Source organism: Methylobacterium sp. Leaf456, assembly GCF_001425465.1.
GTDB lineage: Bacteria > Pseudomonadota > Alphaproteobacteria > Rhizobiales > Beijerinckiaceae > Methylobacterium.
Window position 1 is genome coordinate 298,196 of record NZ_LMQV01000023.1, and the last position, 17,042, is coordinate 315,237.

The window sequence follows — 17,042 nt, forward strand, 5'->3', positions numbered from 1 at the left end:
GAACGGTCAGAAGAACGACCGCACCAACCCGCTCACCAGCAGATTCCATCCGTCGATCAAAATGAAGAACAGCACCTTGAACGGCAGCGAGATCACGGTCGGCGGCAGCATCATCATGCCCATCGACATCACGATGGTGGAGACGATGATGTCGATGACGAGGAACGGCAGCACGATCAGGAAGCCGATCTCGAAGCCGCGGCGCAGCTCGGAGATCATGAAGGCCGGGATCAGGATGCGCAGGTCGATCTTCTCGCCGGCCTCCGCCTTCGGGAAGTTGCGGCTGGCCAGGTCCGTGAAGGTCTGGAGGTCTTTCGGGCGCACGTGCTGGGTCATGAACTCGCGGAACGGCTCGACGATCTTGGAAAACGCCTCCTCCTCGCCGATGCGGTTCTCCTGCAACGGCTTCACGCCCTCGTTCCAGGCGCGGTCGAAGGTCGGGGCCATGACGTAGAAGGTCATGAACAGGGCGAGCGACACGAGGAAGATGTTGGCCGGCGTGCTCTGGAGGCCGAGGCCCGAGCGCAGGAACGAGAACGCGACGGCGAATCGGGTGAAGCTCGTCACCATGACGAGCAGGCCCGGCGCCAGCGACAGCACGGTCAGCAGCGCGACGAGCTGGATGATGCGCCCAGACGCCGCCCCGTTGCCGGCCGGCAGCAGCGCATCGAGGCCGGGCACGCCGGTGGCGCCGCCGCCGGCCGCGCCTTGGGCAAAGGCGGCGGTGGCGGTGAGGCTCACGACGGCGAAGCTCGCCGCCGCGATCCAGGATGCGCGTGCCACGGCCCGGCTCATTGAACCACCAGCGATTCGACGATGAGTTCGCGCACGGCCCCCTTGGTGCGGATGGCGACGCGCTCGTTGAGGTCTTCGCGCAGGTGCTGGAGGCCGCTGGCGCCCTCGATCTGGGCCAGCGACATGGTGCGCAGGTAGGCCACCGCGTCGGCGCGGATTTCGGCGAGCGTCACGTCCGGGTTCGGCAGGGTGCCGGTCTTGAAGACGATGGAGGATTCGATGCGCACCCAGGCGTCTGCGGGCTCGGCGAGGTTCGTCACCGCCGAGCCGACGCTGCGGAGCGACAGGTCGCCGGTGTAGTTGAGCACCTTGACCGCCTTGTCGGCCTCGTCGCGCTTCTTGAGATCGACCGACTTCTCGACGTTGCCGAGCAGGTAGACGCCGAGCCCGCCGCCGGTGCCGACGGCGACCAGCGTGACCAGCAGCAGCGCCCCGATCCAGCCCTTGCCGCCCTTCTTCGCGCCGTCCTTGGTCTCGGCCATGATGCGTCTTCCGCCGGTGCTTGTCCCACCCCGACCCTCATCCTGAGGTGCCCGCTTCGGCGGGCCTCGAAGGAGGGCTCCAGGGATCGCGGTGATGTCTGGAGCCCTCCTTCGAGGCCTCCGCTTCGCTCCGGCACCTCAGGATGAGGGGGAGGGTGGGATGGCGCCGATCGTCAGAACGGCGCCACGTTTTCAAAAATCTGCTGGCCCAGCGTCGGCCCCTGCACGTCGGTGAGGCGGCCGCGGCCGCCGTAGGAGATGCGGGCCTCGGCGATCTTGTCGTAGTCGATGGTGTTCTTGCGCGAGATGTCGCGCGGGCGGACGATGCCGGCGACGTTGAGCACGCGCACCTCGTTGTTGACCCGCACCTCCTGCGAGCCCGAGATCATCACGTTGCCGTTCGGCAGAACCTCGGTGACGATCGCGGCGACGGAGAGGCTGAGCGTCTCCTTGCGGTCGATGTTGCCCTGACCCTTGGTCGAGGTGCCGGAGCGGATGCCGGTGTCGGCGGTGGCCGAGTCCTTGAGCGCCGAGACGCCGTAGCCGAAATCGAAGCCCAAAAAGCTCTTCTGGCTGCGCTCGCGTTCGGTCGCGTTGTCGAACTGGGCCTTGTCGTTGATGGCGATGGCCACCGTGATGACGTCGCCGACGTTCTTGGCGCGCGGGTCCTGATACAGGTCCGCGCTCGCGGGCGACCACGTCGAATGATAGCTGTGGCGCGGGCCGTACGCGCCGAAGGTGGTCGGCAGCGGCTCGCGCGGGGCGTTGAGCCCGGTGCCGACCGGGGTCAGCACGGGCGCGCGGCCCAGGCGGTCGAGCTCGTTGGTCTGGCAGGCACCGACGCTCAGCGCGAGGCAGCCGGCGAGGGCGAGGGAAGGCCTGCGCATCACGATCTCTCGTTCTTTCTCGGGGCCGGCGCGGGCGCAGGCGGAGCGTCCTTGCGGCCGGCGTCCGACATCTTGCGGGCGAGGTTGGCCGCGCGCGTCGCCTCCATCTCGGAGAGGATGGCGCTGGCCGCGCGGGCGTTGAGCTTGGTCAGCAGCGCGGCGGCCGATTCCTCGGGCATGTTGGCGAACTGGAGCGCCGCCGCGTCGGGCTTCATCTTGGCGTAGACCGCGACCACGCTCTCGTCGGCTTTTGCGAGGAACTCGTTGCGGCGCTTGAGCCAGGTCTCGTACTCGGCCCGCTTCTCCTCCAGCGCCTTGATCCGCTCCTCGACCTGGCGCTCCAGGGTCGCCAACTGCTCCTTCTGCCATGCGAAGCGGGCATCCGCCGCCGCGTCGGCGATGTTGGCGCAGTAGCCGGACTTCGCCGGCTCCTTGGCGACGTAATCCTGGGCCGTAACCTCCTTCGGCGCATCGCGGATGGCGAGCGCCTTCATCGCGGCCTCTTTCGCCGGATCCGGCTTGTCGCCGCCGCCGGCCGCGAAGGCGGCGCCGGAGAGAGCGAGCCAGAGGGCGAGGGTGTGGGGGAGGCGGCTCATTGGACCACGAGCTCCGCCTGCAGCGCGCCGGCGGTCTTCACCGCCTGCAGGATCGCGATGATGTCGGTGGGTTTCAGGCCGACCTGATTGAGGCCGCGCACGAGCGTCTGGAGGTCGGAGCCGCCGAGGATGGCGAGCTTGCCCATCTGCTCCTGGGCGGCGACCTCGGTGCGGGGCACCACCACGGTCTGGCCGTTGGAGAAGGGCGCGGGCTGGGACACCTCGGGCGCCTCGGTCACCCGCACCGTGAGGTTGCCGTGGGTCACGGCGACGGTCGAGATCTGCACGTTGCGGCCGATCACGACGGTGCCGGTGCGCTGGTCCACGACGACGCGGGCCGGGGTGTCGGGCTGGATCGTCAAATCGCCGATCTCGGCCACCAGCCGGGTCTGCGCGATCTGGCGCCCGCGCATCACCACGACGGAGCGCTGGTCGCGGGCCGAGGCGATGCGGCGGCCGAAGGCGCCGAGCGACCACGCGTTGATCGCGTCCGAGATCTGCGTCGCGGTCTTGAAGTCGGGGTTCTTCAACTCGAACACGAGTTCGGGCAGATCGCGGAACGTGCCGGGCACCTCGCGCTCGATCAGCGCCCCGTTGGGGATGCGGCCGGCCGTCGGCACGCCCTGCGTCAGCTGCTCAGCCGCGCCCTGCACGGTGAAGCCCGAGACCGCGAGCGGGCCTTGCGCCGCCGCGTAGACGAGGCCGTCGCCGCCGGTGAGCGGCGTCATCAGCAGGGTGCCGCCTTTCAGCGAGGTGGCGTCGCCCATGGAGGTGACGGTGACGTCGATGCGCGAGCCGGTGCCGGTGTAGGGCGGCAGGTCGGCGGTCACCATGACGGCGGCGATGTTGCGGGTGCGCAGGCGCGCGTCGCGCACGTTGATGCCGAGCCGGTCGAGCAGCGATTGCAGCGATTGCTCGGTGAACTGCGCGTTGCGCAGGGTGTCGCCGGTGCCCTGCAGGCCGGTGACGAGGCCGTAGCCGAACAGCTGGTTGTCGCGCACGCCCTTGAGCGTGGCGATGTCCTTGATGCGGGTGCCCGGCGCGGCGCGGGCGGGGCCGGCGACCAGGGCGAAACCGAGGCCCGTGACGAGGCCGAGCAGGACCGCGATGAGGATACGGTGCGTCGGTCGGCGGAGCATCACTGCGCGCCGATCTTGATGCGGCCGTCGGCCATCACGGTGCCGAGCACGATGCGGTTGGTGTCGGTGTTGCGCACCCGGATCGTCTCGCCGAGCCCCCCGTTCTGGAGCGGCGAGCCGACGGTGGTGATGACGAGGCCGTTCTCCTCGAACACCATCTGGGTCGGGGTGTTGCGGCTCACGAGGCGGGGATCGTCGACGGCGTTGACCGGCACCGGCTCGCCCGGCAGCAGCATCCGCCGCGCCTGCCGACCGGCGATGGCGAGCGGCGCGTCGATCACGGCCGCCCGCGCCTTGAAGGTCGAGGGATAGGCCTGCATCCGCAGCATCGATTCCTTGATCGTGTCGCCGGGATAGATCGTGACGACCGGCACCGGCAGCATGATCTCGGGGGACGCCAAGGGGGCGGCCAAGGGGGCCGCCAAGGGGGCGGCCATGCCGTCGACGGCAAGCGCCGTCCCCTGCGCCGAGGCGGCGAGCAGGGAGACGAGCAGGCAGCGGGCGAGAAGCGTGCGGGCCATGGGGATCGCGCCGATACGAGGGTGAGGGGAGGGCGGGCGTCGCGACGCGAAAGACAGCGTCAGCGGATGCCCTTCGAGACGGTGCCGGCCATCTCGTCGGCGGCCTGGATCACCTTGGAATTCATCTCGAAGGCGCGTTGGGCCGTGATCAGGTTGGTGATTTCCTTGACCGGATCGACGTTCGAGCCTTCGAGGTAGCCCTGGTGCAGCCGGCCGTAGCTGACGTCGCCGGGATTGCCGACGACCGGCGCGCCGGAGGCCGGGGTCTCGCGGTAGAGCCCGTTGCCGAGCGGCTCCAGGCCGGATTCGTTGGCGAAGTTGGCCAGCGTCAACTGGCCGATGTTCTGTAGCGCCACTTGGCCCTCGACCTTGGCGAAGACCTGACCGGATTCGTTGATCGTCACTTGGCTGGTGTTCTGCGGGATCAGGATCGCCGGATCGATAGCATAGCCTTCGAGCGTCACGAGCTGGCCGGTGGCGTTCTTGTTGAAGGCGCCCGCGCGGGTGTAGTTGATCTCGCCGCCGGGGCTGGTGATCTGGAAGTAGCCGCGCCCGTTCACCGCCAGATCGAGCTGGTTGCTGGTGTTGGCGAGCTGGCCCTGCCGATGCAGGTTGCGGATCGCGGCGGCGCGCACGCCCAGGCCCAGCATCGCGCCCTCCGGCACCGCCTCCTGGCCCGCTTGGTTCGGCGCGCCCTGCTGGCGCTCCGCTTGGTAGAGCAGATCGGTGAATTCGGCCCGCGCGCCCTTGAAGCCCGTGGTGTTGAGGTTCGCGATGTTGTTCGCGATCACTTCGAGGTTGAGCTGCTGGGCCGACATGCCCGTGGCGGCGATGGCGAGAGCGCGCATGGGTCAGGGTCCTCAGATCGGCATGCGGCTGAGTTCGAGATAGGCGGCCACCACCTTGTCGCGGATCGCCACGACGGTCTGGAGGCTCTGCTCGGCGGACATCACCGCCTCGACCACCTGTTGGGCTGAGGCCGTGCCCTGGATGCCGGCGATCGAGGTCGATTCGCCGACCCGCAGGGCGTCGCGCGCCTGGGTGGCGAACTGGGCCATGATGTCGCCGAAGTCGGCGCCCGCGGCGGGCGCCGCCGCCTGGACGGGGAGCGCCGCGCGCTGGACCGGTGCGGCCCCGGCGAAGGAGGTGCCGGCGACCTTGTCGAAGGCCGACAGCGAGGTGAGTGCCTCGATCATCGTTGTTGTCTCAAGACTTGAGGAGATCGATCACGCCCGCGACCATCGCGCGGGCCTGCTTGATCACTTGGAGGTTCGCTTCGTAGGAGCGGTTGGCCTCGCGCATGTCCGCCATCTCGACGAGCATGTTGACGTTGGGCAGCTTGACGTTGCCGTCCTCGTCGGCGGCCGGGTTGGCCGGGTCGTGCTCGGTGCGGAACGGGGTCTTGTCGGTGTCGAGCTTAGACAGCCGCACCGAGGCGAAGCCGGCGGCGCGGTCGAGTTCGGCCCGGAACGTCACCGTCTTGCGGGCATAGGGGTCGGCACCCGGCGTCTCACCGGTCGATTGCGCGTTGGCGAGGTTCTCCGAGACGACGCGCATGCGCACCGACTGGGCCTGGAGTCCGGCCGCAGCCAGCCGGGATGCGGAGAGCAGCGGATCGATCATGACCCGCTCCGCACGGCCGACATCAGCATCCGGTGGAACGACTTGACCACCGCGTTGTCGAGGCTGCTCTGGCGCGAGACCTCGCCGCCCTTGAGCATCTCCTGCTCCAGGCTGACCCCGGTCGCCGTTTCGAGGGTTTCCCAGCCGCCGCCGGAATCGGTGCGCACCGGGATGCGGGCGCCCTGTCCCTCGATGTGGCGGCCCGCCGTCATCTGCATGTCGAGGCCGGTCTTCGCCAGCACCTGGGCGAAGGGCACCACGTCGCGGGCCTTGTAGCCGGCGGTGTTCGCGTTGGCGACGTTGCCCGCGATGGTGGCCTGCCGCACCGCGAGGTAGCGCGCGTGCTGCGAGGCGAGGTCGAACAGGTAGACGCCCGTCGTCATGGCAACGTCCCCCTCCTGAAAGGGCCCGTCGGTGGCTCAAAGGGGGGAAGCCCCCTCGTCTTCCCGGGGTTTAGGTCGGCAATCTTGCACGGGGCTGGCTCCCGGCTTGACAGGGAGCCCCCGCCCGGTGCGCCTGCCCTGATGGACGCACGCGACGAAGACCCGAGTCCGGAGAGCGATGCCGGGGAGGCCGTGAGCCTGCGCGTGCCGGTCTCGGCCCGCTATGCCGGCGGCGCCGGGCCCGGTGGGCGCGCGGGTTGGCACGTCGTCGCCTCGCACCATCGCTTCGCCCGCGCCGTGCTCGGCTTCGAGCGCCTACGCCCCGGCGCCTGGGCCTGCCTGCGCCTTGCGCTGGCCTACGACGAAGCGGAAGCGTCCAGCCTCAGCCCCGACAGCCTCGCGCTGGGCTTCGACTTCCTGGCCGGCGACGGGTCGAGCCTCGATCTCGACCACGTGCCGGGGCTGGTGCGCAGCCTGCTCGACCCGCACGCCGCCTGGGTGCCGGGGCCGGCGCTCGCAGATGATCTGGTGCGCGTCGCCTTCCGCATGCCCGATCAGGCCCGCGACCTCGCCGTCACCGTGCGCTCCTGGCGCAACACCGCCCCGGTCACCGTGTCCGATGCGGTGATCCTCGTGGGCGAGCCCGATCCGGCCGCGGCACCGCGCCGTCGCCTGCTCGACGAGAGCCCGCTGTCGCTGCACTTCGCGCTGCCGGACGGCGTGGCCTTGGCGCTGCGCGGCCAGCTCTACGCCCCGGTGCCCGACGAGCACGCCGCGCGGGTGCGCCTCGTCTACCGTGACGGCGCGGGCGCCGAGATGGCGCCGCCCTATCCCGGTGCGCTCTCGGTGCCGGGGCTCGGGGCGGTGTTCAACCTCGCCGCGGTGCCCCAGGCGCGCCGCTTCACCCTGGACCTGCGCCCGCCCACGGGGGCGGCGGCGGTCGATCTCCATCTCGGCCCGTGGGAGGATGCGGAGCGTCCGACCGGTGCCGAGCTGATCGGCGTGCCCGAACTCGCGCTCGAAGACGACCTGCGGCTGGAGAGCCTGTGCGGCGACGACGCCCTCGATGCCCCGGCCTTCCTCGCCCGCCTCGCCGACCGGCTCGGCCTGTCCGAGGATGCGCCCGCGGGCTGGCTCGCCCCGATCGGTGAGGGGGTCGCCCCGCTCGCCCGCGCTCGTGCGCTGCGCGCCGGACCCGACCGCAGCGCCCGGCTCGACCCGGAGGGCGGCGTCGCCCTCGGCCTCGCCGGCCTGCCGGACTGGACCTTTTCGGATGTGCCGGACTGGCGTGAAGACCCGTTTCGCACCGTTGCATGGCGCCTCGTCTACCAGTCGCTGACGTGGCTCCTCCCGCTCGCCGGCCAGCCGGAAGGTATCGCCCGCGCCCGTGGGCTCGCCGCGTCCTGGTCGGCGGCCAACCCCTGGGGCCAGCCGAGCGACCCGCTGAGCCTGCATCCGGCCGCGCTCGCCCCCCGCGCCGAGGTGCTGGCGAGCCTCCTCCTCGACGAGGGCGAGGATCGCGACGCCATCGCGGCGGAGGCCGCGCGGCACGGTTTCGCGCTCGCCGAGATCGTCGGGGCGAACACCCTCGCCCGCGGGCTCCCCGGCCTTCAGGCGGCGGCCGCCCTGCTGGCGCTGGCCCGCGCGCTGCCGGCCTTCCCGTTCGCGCCGTTCTGGGAGACCCTGGCCCGCCGCAGCCTGGATCAGGGCTTCGACGCGCTGCTGAGCGCCGACGGGCGCTTCGCCGAATCCGCCGTGCAGCGCCGGCTCGATCTTTTGGGATTGGGCCGTGGCGTGGCCGAAGCGCTCGGCGACACGGCGCCCGGCCCGACGATCGCGGCCCGCGTCGCGGCTTCTCTGCCCGGCCTCGCCCGGCTGCTCGATCCGGGCGGGCGCCTGCCGCCCTTCGGCGACGGCGCCACCGCCATCGACCATGCCGGCTGGATCGCCCGGCTCGCCGTGTCCGAGTCGTCGGAACTGTTCGCCGCCCGCGGGGAGGCGCCCGCCGAGCCCGCGGAGGCGGGCGACGTCACGGTCCTGCGCTACGACGGGCCGGAGCGGGGCTGGGCCTACTTTGCCTGCCAGCATGCCGGTCAGTCGCTGCCCGAGCACCGCGACGCTACCTCCTTCGTCTTCGCCACGGGCGGCTCACGCTGGATCGTGGAGGGCGGCGGAGAGGGAACTGAGACGGGGCCGGCGCGCCACTACCTGCTCTCGCCCCGCGCCCACAATGTCGCGATTCCCGACGGGCGCGAGCCGATGGCGGGGCGGTCATGGCCCCTCGGGCGGCTCGATCTCGACGGCGGGCGTCTGCTGGCCTTCGCCAGCACCGTTCACGGGCCGGACTATGCGCATGCCCGCCTGTTCCTCGTCCTCGACGATCTCTACGGGCTGGCGGTGCTGGACCGCTTCGTGCGGGTCGGCGACGCGGCGGGCCGGGCGATCGCGTTCGAAGGGCTGCTGCACCTGCCGCCCGAGACCCTCGTCGCCCTGTCGGGCCCGCGCCGGGCGCTGGCGCGGCAGGATGGCGGGCGGCTCGACCTCCAGCCCTGGACCGTGACGGGGCAGGCGGCGGGGCTCGACGTGGTGATCGGGCGCAGCGACCGGCCGGGGCGGATGCAGGGTTTCGTCGCCGCGGGCAACGGCAGCCTGCGGGCGGCGCCGGTTCTACGCTACGCCTTTCACGGCCGCGGCAGCGTCTGCGGCGGCATGATGCTTGCCGTCGACGCGGAGGCCGAACGCCGCCTCGTGCGGCTGCTCGGGACGGACGCCGTGCGGCGGCTGACGGAGGGGGGCTGAATCAAGCGACGACGAAGATCTCATCGTCGCTTGCCTCCACGAATGTGGAGCGGCGGTCGTCCGCCGGACGCACGGACCTCGGTCCGTGCAACTTGGTAAGGGCTTTAGAAGCCGGCCAGGAGAACCGCGACGGCGCGGTCGATCGACAGGTAGAACACGCCGAAGGCGACGGCCGCCGCGGCGGCGAATTCGAGCGTCTGGTTCGGCAGGGTCTGGAACCGGCGCATGGTCTCGCGGCCGAAATAGGCGGAGGCCCAGGCGAAGGTCAGCACGGCGGGCAGCACGAACAGGTAGGACAGCGTGCTCTCGACCCGCAGCGGGCCGGCGGGATCGATCAGCGCCCGGATGTTGCGCACCCACGGGGCATACGCCGCCGCGTACAGCGCCGTCAGCCACGACAGGCCGACCGCCACCCCGAGATGCAGCGTGAACTGGCGGTGCAGGCGCGAGAAGTCGTCGCGCGCGTCGTCGAACGTCATCCGGCAAACCCCCAAAACGAGCCGACCGGTGATTCTGGCGTCCCGGCCTCGTGAGACCCTGGGATGCCGGGCAAGTCTGGGTTTTTTGTGACGCGGGCGGGAACCTTTTGGGCCATGCCCTGGCAAGACTCGCCGCCGAAACGCAAACGGCCGCCCGAGGGGGCGGCCGATGCCTGGGTCCGCAGACCGTATCAGTTGTCGAGAAAGCTGCGCAGCTTGCGCGACCGGCTCGGGTGCTTGAGCTTGCGCAGCGCCTTCGCCTCGATCTGGCGGATGCGCTCGCGGGTCACCGAGAACTGCTGGCCGACCTCTTCGAGGGTGTGGTCGGTGTTCATGCCGATGCCGAAGCGCATGCGCAGGACCCGCTCCTCGCGCGGCGTCAGCGAGGCCAGCACGCGGGTCGTGGTCTCGCGCAGGTTCGACTGGATCGCCGCGTCGATCGGCAGGACGACGTTCTTGTCCTCGATGAAATCGCCGAGATGCGAATCCTCCTCGTCGCCGATAGGCGTCTCGAGGGAGATCGGCTCCTTGGCTATCTTCAGGACTTTTCGCACCTTCTCCAGCGGCATGGCCAGCTTCTCGGCCAGCTCCTCCGGAGTCGGCTCACGGCCGATCTCGTGCAGCATCTGCCGCGACGTGCGGACGATCTTGTTGATCGTCTCGATCATGTGCACCGGAATGCGGATCGTGCGGGCCTGGTCGGCGATCGAGCGGGTGATCGCCTGCCGGATCCACCACGTGGCGTAGGTCGAGAACTTGTAGCCGCGGCGGTACTCGAACTTGTCGACCGCCTTCATCAGGCCGATGTTGCCCTCCTGGATCAGGTCCAGGAACTGCAGGCCGCGGTTGGTGTACTTCTTGGCGATCGAGATCACGAGGCGGAGGTTGGCCTCGATCATCTCCTTCTTGGCCTGACGGGCCTCGCGCTCGCCCTTCTGGACCATCGAGACGATCTTGCGGTACTCGCCGATCTGAAGGCCGGTCTCGGAGGCGAGCGTCAGGATCTGCTCGCGCAGGTCGGCGACCTGACGGCCGCCGCGCTCGACGAAGTTCTTCCAGCCCTTGCCGCCGAGCGTGGCGACGCGCTGCATCCAGTTCGGATCGAGTTCCCAGCCCTGGTAGTGGCGCAGGAACTCGTCGCGGGCGACGCCGTGGCTCTCGGCGGCGCGCATCAGGCGGCCCTCATGCGAGATGAGGCGCTTGTTGATGTCGTAGAGCTGCTCGACCAGGGCCTCGATGCGGTTGGCGTTGAGCGAGAGCGACTTCACGTCGGTGACGACGATGTCCTTCAGCTCCGCCTGCTTCCTGCCCTGCGCGGCCGTCGGCGTGCCGCCGCCCGCCTTCAGCTCGGTCTCCTCGTTCTGGAGCTTGCGCAGCTTGCGGTAGTTCGAGGCGATGTTGTCGAAGGTCTCGAGCACGCGCGGCTTGATCTCGGCCTCCATGGCCGCGAGCGACACGTTGTTCTCCATGTCGTCCTCGTCGTCGCCGCCTTCCGGCGGGACGGGGCCCTCGGCCTCCTCGGACTCCTCCGCGCCCTCCTCGGGCGCCTGCGGCGCGCCGCGGGCGTCGGGGCCGGCGTAGGTCGCTTCGAGATCGATGATGTCGCGCAACAGCACCTTGCCGTCGACGAGTTCGTCGCGCCAGATGATGATGGCCTGGAAGGTCAGCGGGCTCTCGCACAGGCCGGCGATCATCGCCTCGCGGCCGGCCTCGATGCGCTTGGCGATGGCGATTTCGCCCTCGCGCGACAGCAGCTCGACCGAGCCCATCTCCCGCAGGTACATCCGCACCGGATCGTCCGTGCGGTCGGTCGGCTCCTTGGCGGTGGGGGTCGCGACGGTGACGGCGCGCGCCGTCGTGGTCTCGGCGACCTCGCCGCCCTCGGACGCCTCCTCGTCCTCGGAGGCCTCGCCGTTGGCCTTGGCCTCGGTCGCGGTCTCCTCGGACTCCTCGGCCTCGACGACGCGGATGCCCATGTCGTCGAGCTGGGCGAGCACGTCCTCGATCTGGTCGCCGTCCACCTGACCGTCGGGAAGGACCTCGTTGATCTCCTCGTAGGTGACGTAGCCGCGCTTCTTGGCGAGCTTCACCATCCGCTTCACGGCGGCATCCGTCAGGTCGAGGAGCGGACCGTCCGTCGGTTGCTCCTGGGCGGAGTCCGCATCGTCCCGCTCGGTTGCCTTCGTTGCCATGCTCAGCCTATTGTTCTCGTGACGGCGGCCGGGGCTTTTCGAGCCCGCGCGCTCCCCGCGAAAGACACGTCGCAATGTAGGGGAATGGCGCGCTTGTCGAGTGCCCGCGCCGATTCTCGTTGCATTCGCTCTAGCCTGACGTCCCTTGACCGTCCGTTAACCATAACGACCGGCCTGCCGCCGTCGCAGCGGGGCCACGCTCGCGCGAAATCAATCGTCCCGGGAGACCTCCGCTTCGGCTTCCGCTGCGGCGATCACCGCGAGTTGCTGCTGCACGTCGCAGAGCCACGCGAAATGGGCTTCCGACCCATCCTCGGCAAGGGCGCGCTCAGCTTGGTGAAGTTCGCTATGTAGCGCTCCCGCCTGCCGGTGCAAGATCACCGCCTGATGCAGGGTGTGTTCCAGGCGCGCCGGATCGGCATGCGGATCGAGCATCCAGCGGTCGCCGGACGTGACCAGGGCCGTCAGCCGCGCATGCGCCTCCTCCAGACCGGCCCGGCGCAGGCGCGCCTCCATCAGTTCCGGCTCCAGCGCATCCACGTCCGCCGCGCGCTCCAGCAGCAGGTCGCGCAGGGCCTGGGCGTCCGGGTTGACGAGTTCGAGGGCGGCGAGCGCCTCCTCCTCGATCCCGAGCAGTTCCGGGTGGGCGAGCAGGCTCGCCACGATCATCGCCTCGCGCTTGGCCAAGCGTCCGCCCTGCACGGGGGCCTGGGTGGTGACCTTCAGGAGCGGGTTGAAGCCGGTGACGATGCGCGGCGAAGGCGGCGGATCGCCGGGGCGCGGCCGGCGCTGGAACGGGGCGCGGGGGACGCGCGGCCCTGCGGAATAACCGCTCTCGGCGCGCTCCGGCCGTCCCGAGAGTCCGCGCAGCCGCCCCTCGATCTCGTCGCGATAGAAGCGCTTGACCGTCTCGTCGCGGATGCCGGCCACCGCCTCGCGCAGGGTCTTGGCCAGACCCGCCCGGCGTTCGGGCGTGTCGAGGGCGCCGGCGGCCGTCTCGCGGGCCCACAGCACGTCGACGAGCGGTTGGGCCGAGGCCAGCACCGCGTCGATCGCGGCGGCACCGCCGGAGCGGGCGAGGTCGTCCGGGTCCTGGCCCCCCGGCAGCATGGCGACGCGCAGCGACTTGCCGGGCTCCAGCATCGGCAGGGCCACGTCGAGCGCCCGGAAGGCGGCGCGCTGGCCGGCGCCGTCGCCGTCGAAGCACAGGATCGGCTCGTCGGCGTGGCGCCACAGCAGGGCAAGCTGGTCCTCGGTGAGCGCCGTGCCGAGCGGTGCCACCGTCTCGGGGAAGCCCGCCAACGTCATGGCGATGACATCGACGTAGCCCTCCACCGCGACGATGCGCGAGCGGTCGTGGGCGCTCTTCCGGGCCAGATCGAGGTTGTAGAGCATCCGCCCCTTGTGGAAGAGCGGCGTCTCCGGCGAGTTCATGTACTTCGCCTTGGCCTCGGCCTGCATCGCCCGGCCGCCGAAGGCGACGACCCGCCCGCGCACGTCGCGGATCGGAAACATCACCCGGTCGCGGAACTTGTCGTAGGGCACGGCCACACCCTCGGCGGTGGCCAGCAGCCCGAGTTCGAGCATCGTGTCGCGCTCGACGCCCTTGCCGGCGAGGTGGTCGCGCAGGCCGTAGCGGGCGCCACCGGCATAGCCGAGCCGGAATTTTTTTCGCGTGGTTTCGCCCAGGCCCCGTCGGTCGAGATAGGCGCGGGCCTCGCCCCCGTTGGGGCCGCGCAGCTGCTCCTCGAAATAGAGCGCGGCCAATTCCATGATGTCGAGCGCGCCGGTGCGGCGGGCCTCGGCCTGCTCGCTCTCGACGGTCATCTTCGGCAAGCTGACCCCGGCTTCGCCCGCCAGTCGCTCGACGGCCTCGGGGAAGCTGACGCCTTCCGTCTCCATGAGGAAGGTGAAGATGTCGCCGTGCTTGCCGGAGGAGAAGCAGTGGTAGAACTGCTTCTGGTCGTTCACGTAGAAGCTCGGCGACTTCTCCGCGTTGAACGGCGACAGGCCGCGCCATTCGCGGCCGGCCTTCTTCAGCTTCACCCGCCGCCCGACCACGTCGGAGGCGGGCAGCCTTGTGCGGATCTCTTCGAGGATGTGGGGCGGGTAGCGCACGGATCTTTTCGCTTCGATGGCCGACCGCGGACGCCCTCCGGCGTGGGGGTGTAGTTTAGCGCCGAGTGCCTAACGGAGTCTCGCCGCCGGAGCCTTCGCCCGCCCGGCGCGTTGGCGGGCCGATGACGGCTCATTCCCTCACCCGCCGCCCCTTCCTCGGGCTGATGCTGCTGGCGCCCTTCGCGGCGCGCGCCGCCGACGGGCTCGCCGCGATCCTCGCCCCAGACGCGGAGGTGCGGACGCTCTATTCGGACGGGGAATGGTGCGAGGGGCCGGTCTGGGTGCCGTCGCTGAGCAGCCTCGTCTTCAGCGATGTCCGCCGCAATCGGATGATGCGCATCCCCGACGGCGGCACTCCGGTGGTCTTTCGCGATCCGTCGGAGAACGCCAACGGCAACACGATCGACGGCCAAGGCCGGCTCATCACCTGCCAGCACCGCACCGGCCGCGTGGTGCGGCAAGAATCCAACGGGTCGTTCACGGTGCTGGCCGAGCGCTATCGGGGCGGCCGGCTCAATTCGCCCAACGACGCCATCGTCGCCGGCGACGGAGCCGTATGGTTCACCGACCCGACCTACGGCATCACCCAAGCCGCGGAGGGCGCGCCGCGCCCCTCGGAGCAGGCCGGAAGCTTCGTCTACCGCCTCGCGCCGGACGGCACGCTCGCGGCGGTCGCCACCGATTTCCATCAACCCAACGGACTCGCTTTCTCGCCGGACGGCCGGATTCTGTACGTCGCCGAGAGCGGCGGGGCGCCCGATGGGTCGATGCCGCGGACGATCCGGGCCCTCGACGTGGCAGGCGGAAATCTCTCCAACGGCCGCGTCTTCGCCCGGCTGGAATCCGGCGTGCCCGACGGGCTCAAGACCGACACCGACGGCCGCCTCTATTCCGGGACCGGCGAGGGGGTGCGGGTGTGGAGCCCGGATGGCACGCTTCTGGGCCGCATCCCGACCGAGGGCCCCTGCGCCAACATCGCCTTCGGCGGGCCGGACGGGCGCCGGCTGTACATCTGCGCCGGACCCAAGGTGCTGGCGGTCGAGACGCGGGTGCGCGGGGCCGGGATTCCGGGGTGACGGTCTTTTTTCGACCGCTTCCTCCAACCCATTCCCCTCATCCTGAGGTGCTGCGAAGCAGCCTCGAAGGAGGGCTCCAGTTCGCGCGCGATCCCTGGAGCCCTCCTTCGAGGCTCCGCTGCGCGGAGCACCTCAGGATGAGGGGGTGGGTGGGATGGGTAAACAGGCTCCGAGAGGATACCGAATGACGAGCATCGGACGGCGCCACCTCCTCGGCGGCGCGGCAGGCCTGTTCACTGCGAGCCTCACTGGGTTTCGTTCGGCCCTGGCCGAGCCCGGCACCGGCCCGCTCGAATTGATCGTTGCCGCGCAGGCGCCGACGACGCCGACCGGGCTGACGCTGGCGCCGGACGGCCGGATGTTCCTGTTCATGCCCCGCTTCGACGACCGCACGGTCTTCACCGTGGGCGAGGTTTTTCCCGACGGCCGCGTCGTCCCCTATCCGAGCGAGGCGGCCAACCGCCCTGATCCGGCCAAGGCGGGGGAGCGGCTGTTCCACGTCCCCAACGGCGTGGTCGATGTCCGTGGGCGGCTGTGGCTGCTTGATGCCGGGCTGATGGCCTCGTCCGGCACGCCGGTGCCGGGAGCGGCCAAGCTCGTCTGCATCGATTTGGCGACCGACGCGATCACCCGGACGATCCCGTTGCAGGATGTCGTGACCGAAACCTCGTCGCTGAACGATCTGCGGGTCGATGCGCGGCCGGGCCGCGAGGTCGCCTACATCACCGACCAGGGCCAGGACGGGGCGGGCGCCCTGATCGCCGTCGATCTGGCGAGCGGCCGGGCGCTGCGGCGGCTTTCCGATCACGCCAGCACGCGCTCGGTCGAGGGCACGCTGAAGATCGTCGAGGGCCGCGTCTTGCTGAAGCGCAAGGCCGACGGGACGACGAGCCCGATCCAGGGCGGGGCCAACGGCATCGCGCTCAGCCCCGACGGCGCGCGCCTGTACTACACGCCCTTGATGAGCCGGCGCCTCTACGCGGTCGAGACCGCGGCGCTCCTCGACCCCGCCCGCGACGACGCGTCGGTGGCCGAGATCGTGCGCGACCTCGGCGAGAAGGGCCTCACCGGCGGGCTCGCCGCCGATTCGCGCGACCGGGTCTATCTCAGCCTTCAGGAGTTCGGCGCCATCGGCCGGCGCGATCCGGATGGGCGGATCGAGGTCATCGCCCGCGATCCGAATCTGGTCTGGCCCGACACGTTCTGGATCACCGCGGACGGCTGGCTCTACCTCTCCGCCGCCCAGGCGAATCGCCGCCCGGAGCACAACAAGGGCGTGGACCGGCAACAGCCGCCCTACGCGATCTTCCGCATGAAGATCGACGCGGGGCCAGCCTGACCGTCACTTCCCCGCTAGCGCGTCCTTCACCAGCCCGCTGGCGCGGCCGAAATCCATGCGGCCGGTATACTTGCCCTTCAGCGCGGCGATGACCTTGCCCATGTCCTTCGGGCCGGCCGCACCCGTCTCGGCGATGGCGTCCGCGATGGCGGCCTTGGTCTCGGCCTCGTCGAGCTGCTGCGGCAGGAAGGTCTGGATGATCTGGACCTCGGCCCGCTCGGACTCGGCGAGTTCGGGCCGGCCGCCCTGCTCGTAGACGTTTGCGGCCTCCTGGCGCTGCTTGATCATCTTCTGGAGCAGGGCGAGAATGTCCTCGTCGCTCGTCTCGCCCTTGCCGAGGCCACGGGCCTCGATGTCCTTGTCCTTGAGCGCCGCCTGGATCATGCGGATCGTCGAGAGCTTCTGCTGCTCGCGGGCCTTCATGGCCTCCTTCATCTCGGCGGTGATGCGCGCGCGCAGCATGATGGTCCGGCTCCAGGCTGAGTTGAGGGCGGGGCTGGCCAGCTTGTCCAGCGCGTTGCGGTCACGCACGGGCGCGACCAAGTTGACCCCGAAGCCGCGGGCTCGCTATGAGCCGGGCCTAAGATCCCGCACATCCCCGCGGCCCTTACCA

17 protein-coding genes are annotated in these 17,042 nt (G+C 70.3%); 3 read left to right on the forward strand and 14 right to left on the reverse strand.

Annotation, left to right across the window (positions count from 1 at the left end):
* Positions 1 to 6 precede the first annotated feature (6 nt).
* The 10 genes from fliP to flgB all read right to left on the reverse strand — a co-directional run bounded on the left by fliP (position 7) and on the right by flgB (position 6,426).
* Positions 7 to 795, reverse strand: coding sequence for a flagellar type III secretion system pore protein FliP (gene fliP / locus ASG52_RS14985; RefSeq protein WP_056244588.1), 789 nt, complete (start codon positions 793 to 795; stop codon positions 7 to 9).
* Positions 792 to 1,277: a flagellar basal body-associated FliL family protein gene (locus ASG52_RS14990; protein ID WP_056244590.1), complete on the reverse strand. Its 486-nt coding sequence runs from the start codon at positions 1,275 to 1,277 to the stop codon at positions 792 to 794. The genes fliP and ASG52_RS14990 overlap by 4 nt, the downstream gene beginning before the upstream one ends.
* Positions 1,278 to 1,450: 173 nt before the next feature.
* The gene (flgH, locus tag ASG52_RS14995) at positions 1,451 to 2,164 is read right to left on the reverse strand and encodes a flagellar basal body L-ring protein FlgH (protein WP_056244593.1); all 714 of its coding nucleotides are present in this window, start codon (positions 2,162 to 2,164) and stop codon (positions 1,451 to 1,453) included.
* Positions 2,164 to 2,760 (reverse strand): MotE family protein, encoded by a 597-nt coding sequence (locus ASG52_RS15000; RefSeq protein WP_056244596.1) that lies wholly within the window; start codon positions 2,758 to 2,760, stop codon positions 2,164 to 2,166. The genes flgH and ASG52_RS15000 overlap by 1 nt, the downstream gene beginning before the upstream one ends.
* Entirely contained in the window at positions 2,757 to 3,899 is a 1,143-nt protein-coding gene (gene flgI, locus ASG52_RS15005) for a flagellar basal body P-ring protein FlgI (RefSeq protein WP_056244599.1), read from the reverse strand. Before flgI ends, ASG52_RS15000 begins: the two co-directional genes overlap by 4 nt.
* The gene (gene flgA, locus ASG52_RS15010; RefSeq protein WP_056244601.1) at positions 3,899 to 4,420 is read right to left on the reverse strand and encodes a flagellar basal body P-ring formation chaperone FlgA; all 522 of its coding nucleotides are present in this window, start codon (positions 4,418 to 4,420) and stop codon (positions 3,899 to 3,901) included. Before flgA ends, flgI begins: the two co-directional genes overlap by 1 nt.
* 59 nt (positions 4,421 to 4,479) lie before the next feature.
* Positions 4,480 to 5,268, reverse strand: a complete 789-nt coding sequence (flgG, locus tag ASG52_RS15015; protein WP_056244604.1) for a flagellar basal-body rod protein FlgG — start codon at positions 5,266 to 5,268, stop codon at positions 4,480 to 4,482.
* Positions 5,269 to 5,280: 12 nt separating this feature from the next.
* A complete protein-coding gene (gene fliE / locus ASG52_RS15020; RefSeq protein ID WP_056244606.1) occupies positions 5,281 to 5,616 on the reverse strand; it encodes a flagellar hook-basal body complex protein FliE in 336 nt (111 codons plus the stop codon).
* Between the two features lie 10 nt (positions 5,617 to 5,626).
* Positions 5,627 to 6,043, reverse strand: a complete 417-nt coding sequence (gene flgC, locus ASG52_RS15025) for a flagellar basal body rod protein FlgC (RefSeq protein WP_056244609.1) — start codon at positions 6,041 to 6,043, stop codon at positions 5,627 to 5,629.
* Complete coding sequence (gene flgB, locus ASG52_RS15030; protein ID WP_056244611.1) at positions 6,040 to 6,426, reverse strand: flagellar basal body rod protein FlgB; 387 nt, start codon at positions 6,424 to 6,426, stop codon at positions 6,040 to 6,042. Before flgB ends, flgC begins: the two co-directional genes overlap by 4 nt.
* 141 nt (positions 6,427 to 6,567) lie before the next feature.
* On the opposite strand from flgB, the gene ASG52_RS15035 reads away from it, so the two are divergent.
* Positions 6,568 to 9,225: a heparinase II/III domain-containing protein gene (locus tag ASG52_RS15035; protein ID WP_056244614.1), complete on the forward strand. Its 2,658-nt coding sequence runs from the start codon at positions 6,568 to 6,570 to the stop codon at positions 9,223 to 9,225.
* 104 nt (positions 9,226 to 9,329) lie between these two features.
* Here ASG52_RS15035 and ASG52_RS15040 read toward each other — a convergent pair whose 3' ends face one another.
* The 3 genes from ASG52_RS15040 to dnaG all read right to left on the reverse strand — a co-directional run bounded on the left by ASG52_RS15040 (position 9,330) and on the right by dnaG (position 14,014).
* Positions 9,330 to 9,704 (reverse strand): hypothetical protein, encoded by a 375-nt coding sequence (locus ASG52_RS15040; protein WP_056244617.1) that lies wholly within the window; start codon positions 9,702 to 9,704, stop codon positions 9,330 to 9,332.
* Positions 9,705 to 9,895: 191 nt separating this feature from the next.
* Positions 9,896 to 11,896 (reverse strand): RNA polymerase sigma factor RpoD, encoded by a 2,001-nt coding sequence (gene rpoD, locus ASG52_RS15045; RefSeq protein ID WP_056244620.1) that lies wholly within the window; start codon positions 11,894 to 11,896, stop codon positions 9,896 to 9,898.
* Positions 11,897 to 12,106: 210 nt separating this feature from the next.
* On the reverse strand, positions 12,107 to 14,014 hold the full coding sequence (dnaG, locus tag ASG52_RS15050) for a DNA primase (RefSeq protein WP_056244623.1): 1,908 nt from the start codon (positions 14,012 to 14,014) through the stop codon (positions 12,107 to 12,109).
* 164 nt (positions 14,015 to 14,178) lie between these two features.
* Between dnaG and ASG52_RS15055 the strand changes: the two genes are divergently transcribed.
* Positions 14,179 to 15,090, forward strand: coding sequence for an SMP-30/gluconolactonase/LRE family protein (locus ASG52_RS15055; RefSeq protein WP_056244756.1), 912 nt, complete (start codon positions 14,179 to 14,181; stop codon positions 15,088 to 15,090).
* Positions 15,091 to 15,274: 184 nt separating this feature from the next.
* Entirely contained in the window at positions 15,275 to 16,429 is a 1,155-nt protein-coding gene (locus tag ASG52_RS15060; protein WP_056244626.1) for an L-dopachrome tautomerase-related protein, read from the forward strand.
* A 3-nt stretch (positions 16,430 to 16,432) separates the two neighbouring features.
* Here ASG52_RS15060 and ASG52_RS15065 read toward each other — a convergent pair whose 3' ends face one another.
* On the reverse strand, positions 16,433 to 16,891 hold the full coding sequence (locus ASG52_RS15065; protein ID WP_056244760.1) for a GatB/YqeY domain-containing protein: 459 nt from the start codon (positions 16,889 to 16,891) through the stop codon (positions 16,433 to 16,435).
* Between the last annotated feature and the right edge of the window lie 151 nt (positions 16,892 to 17,042).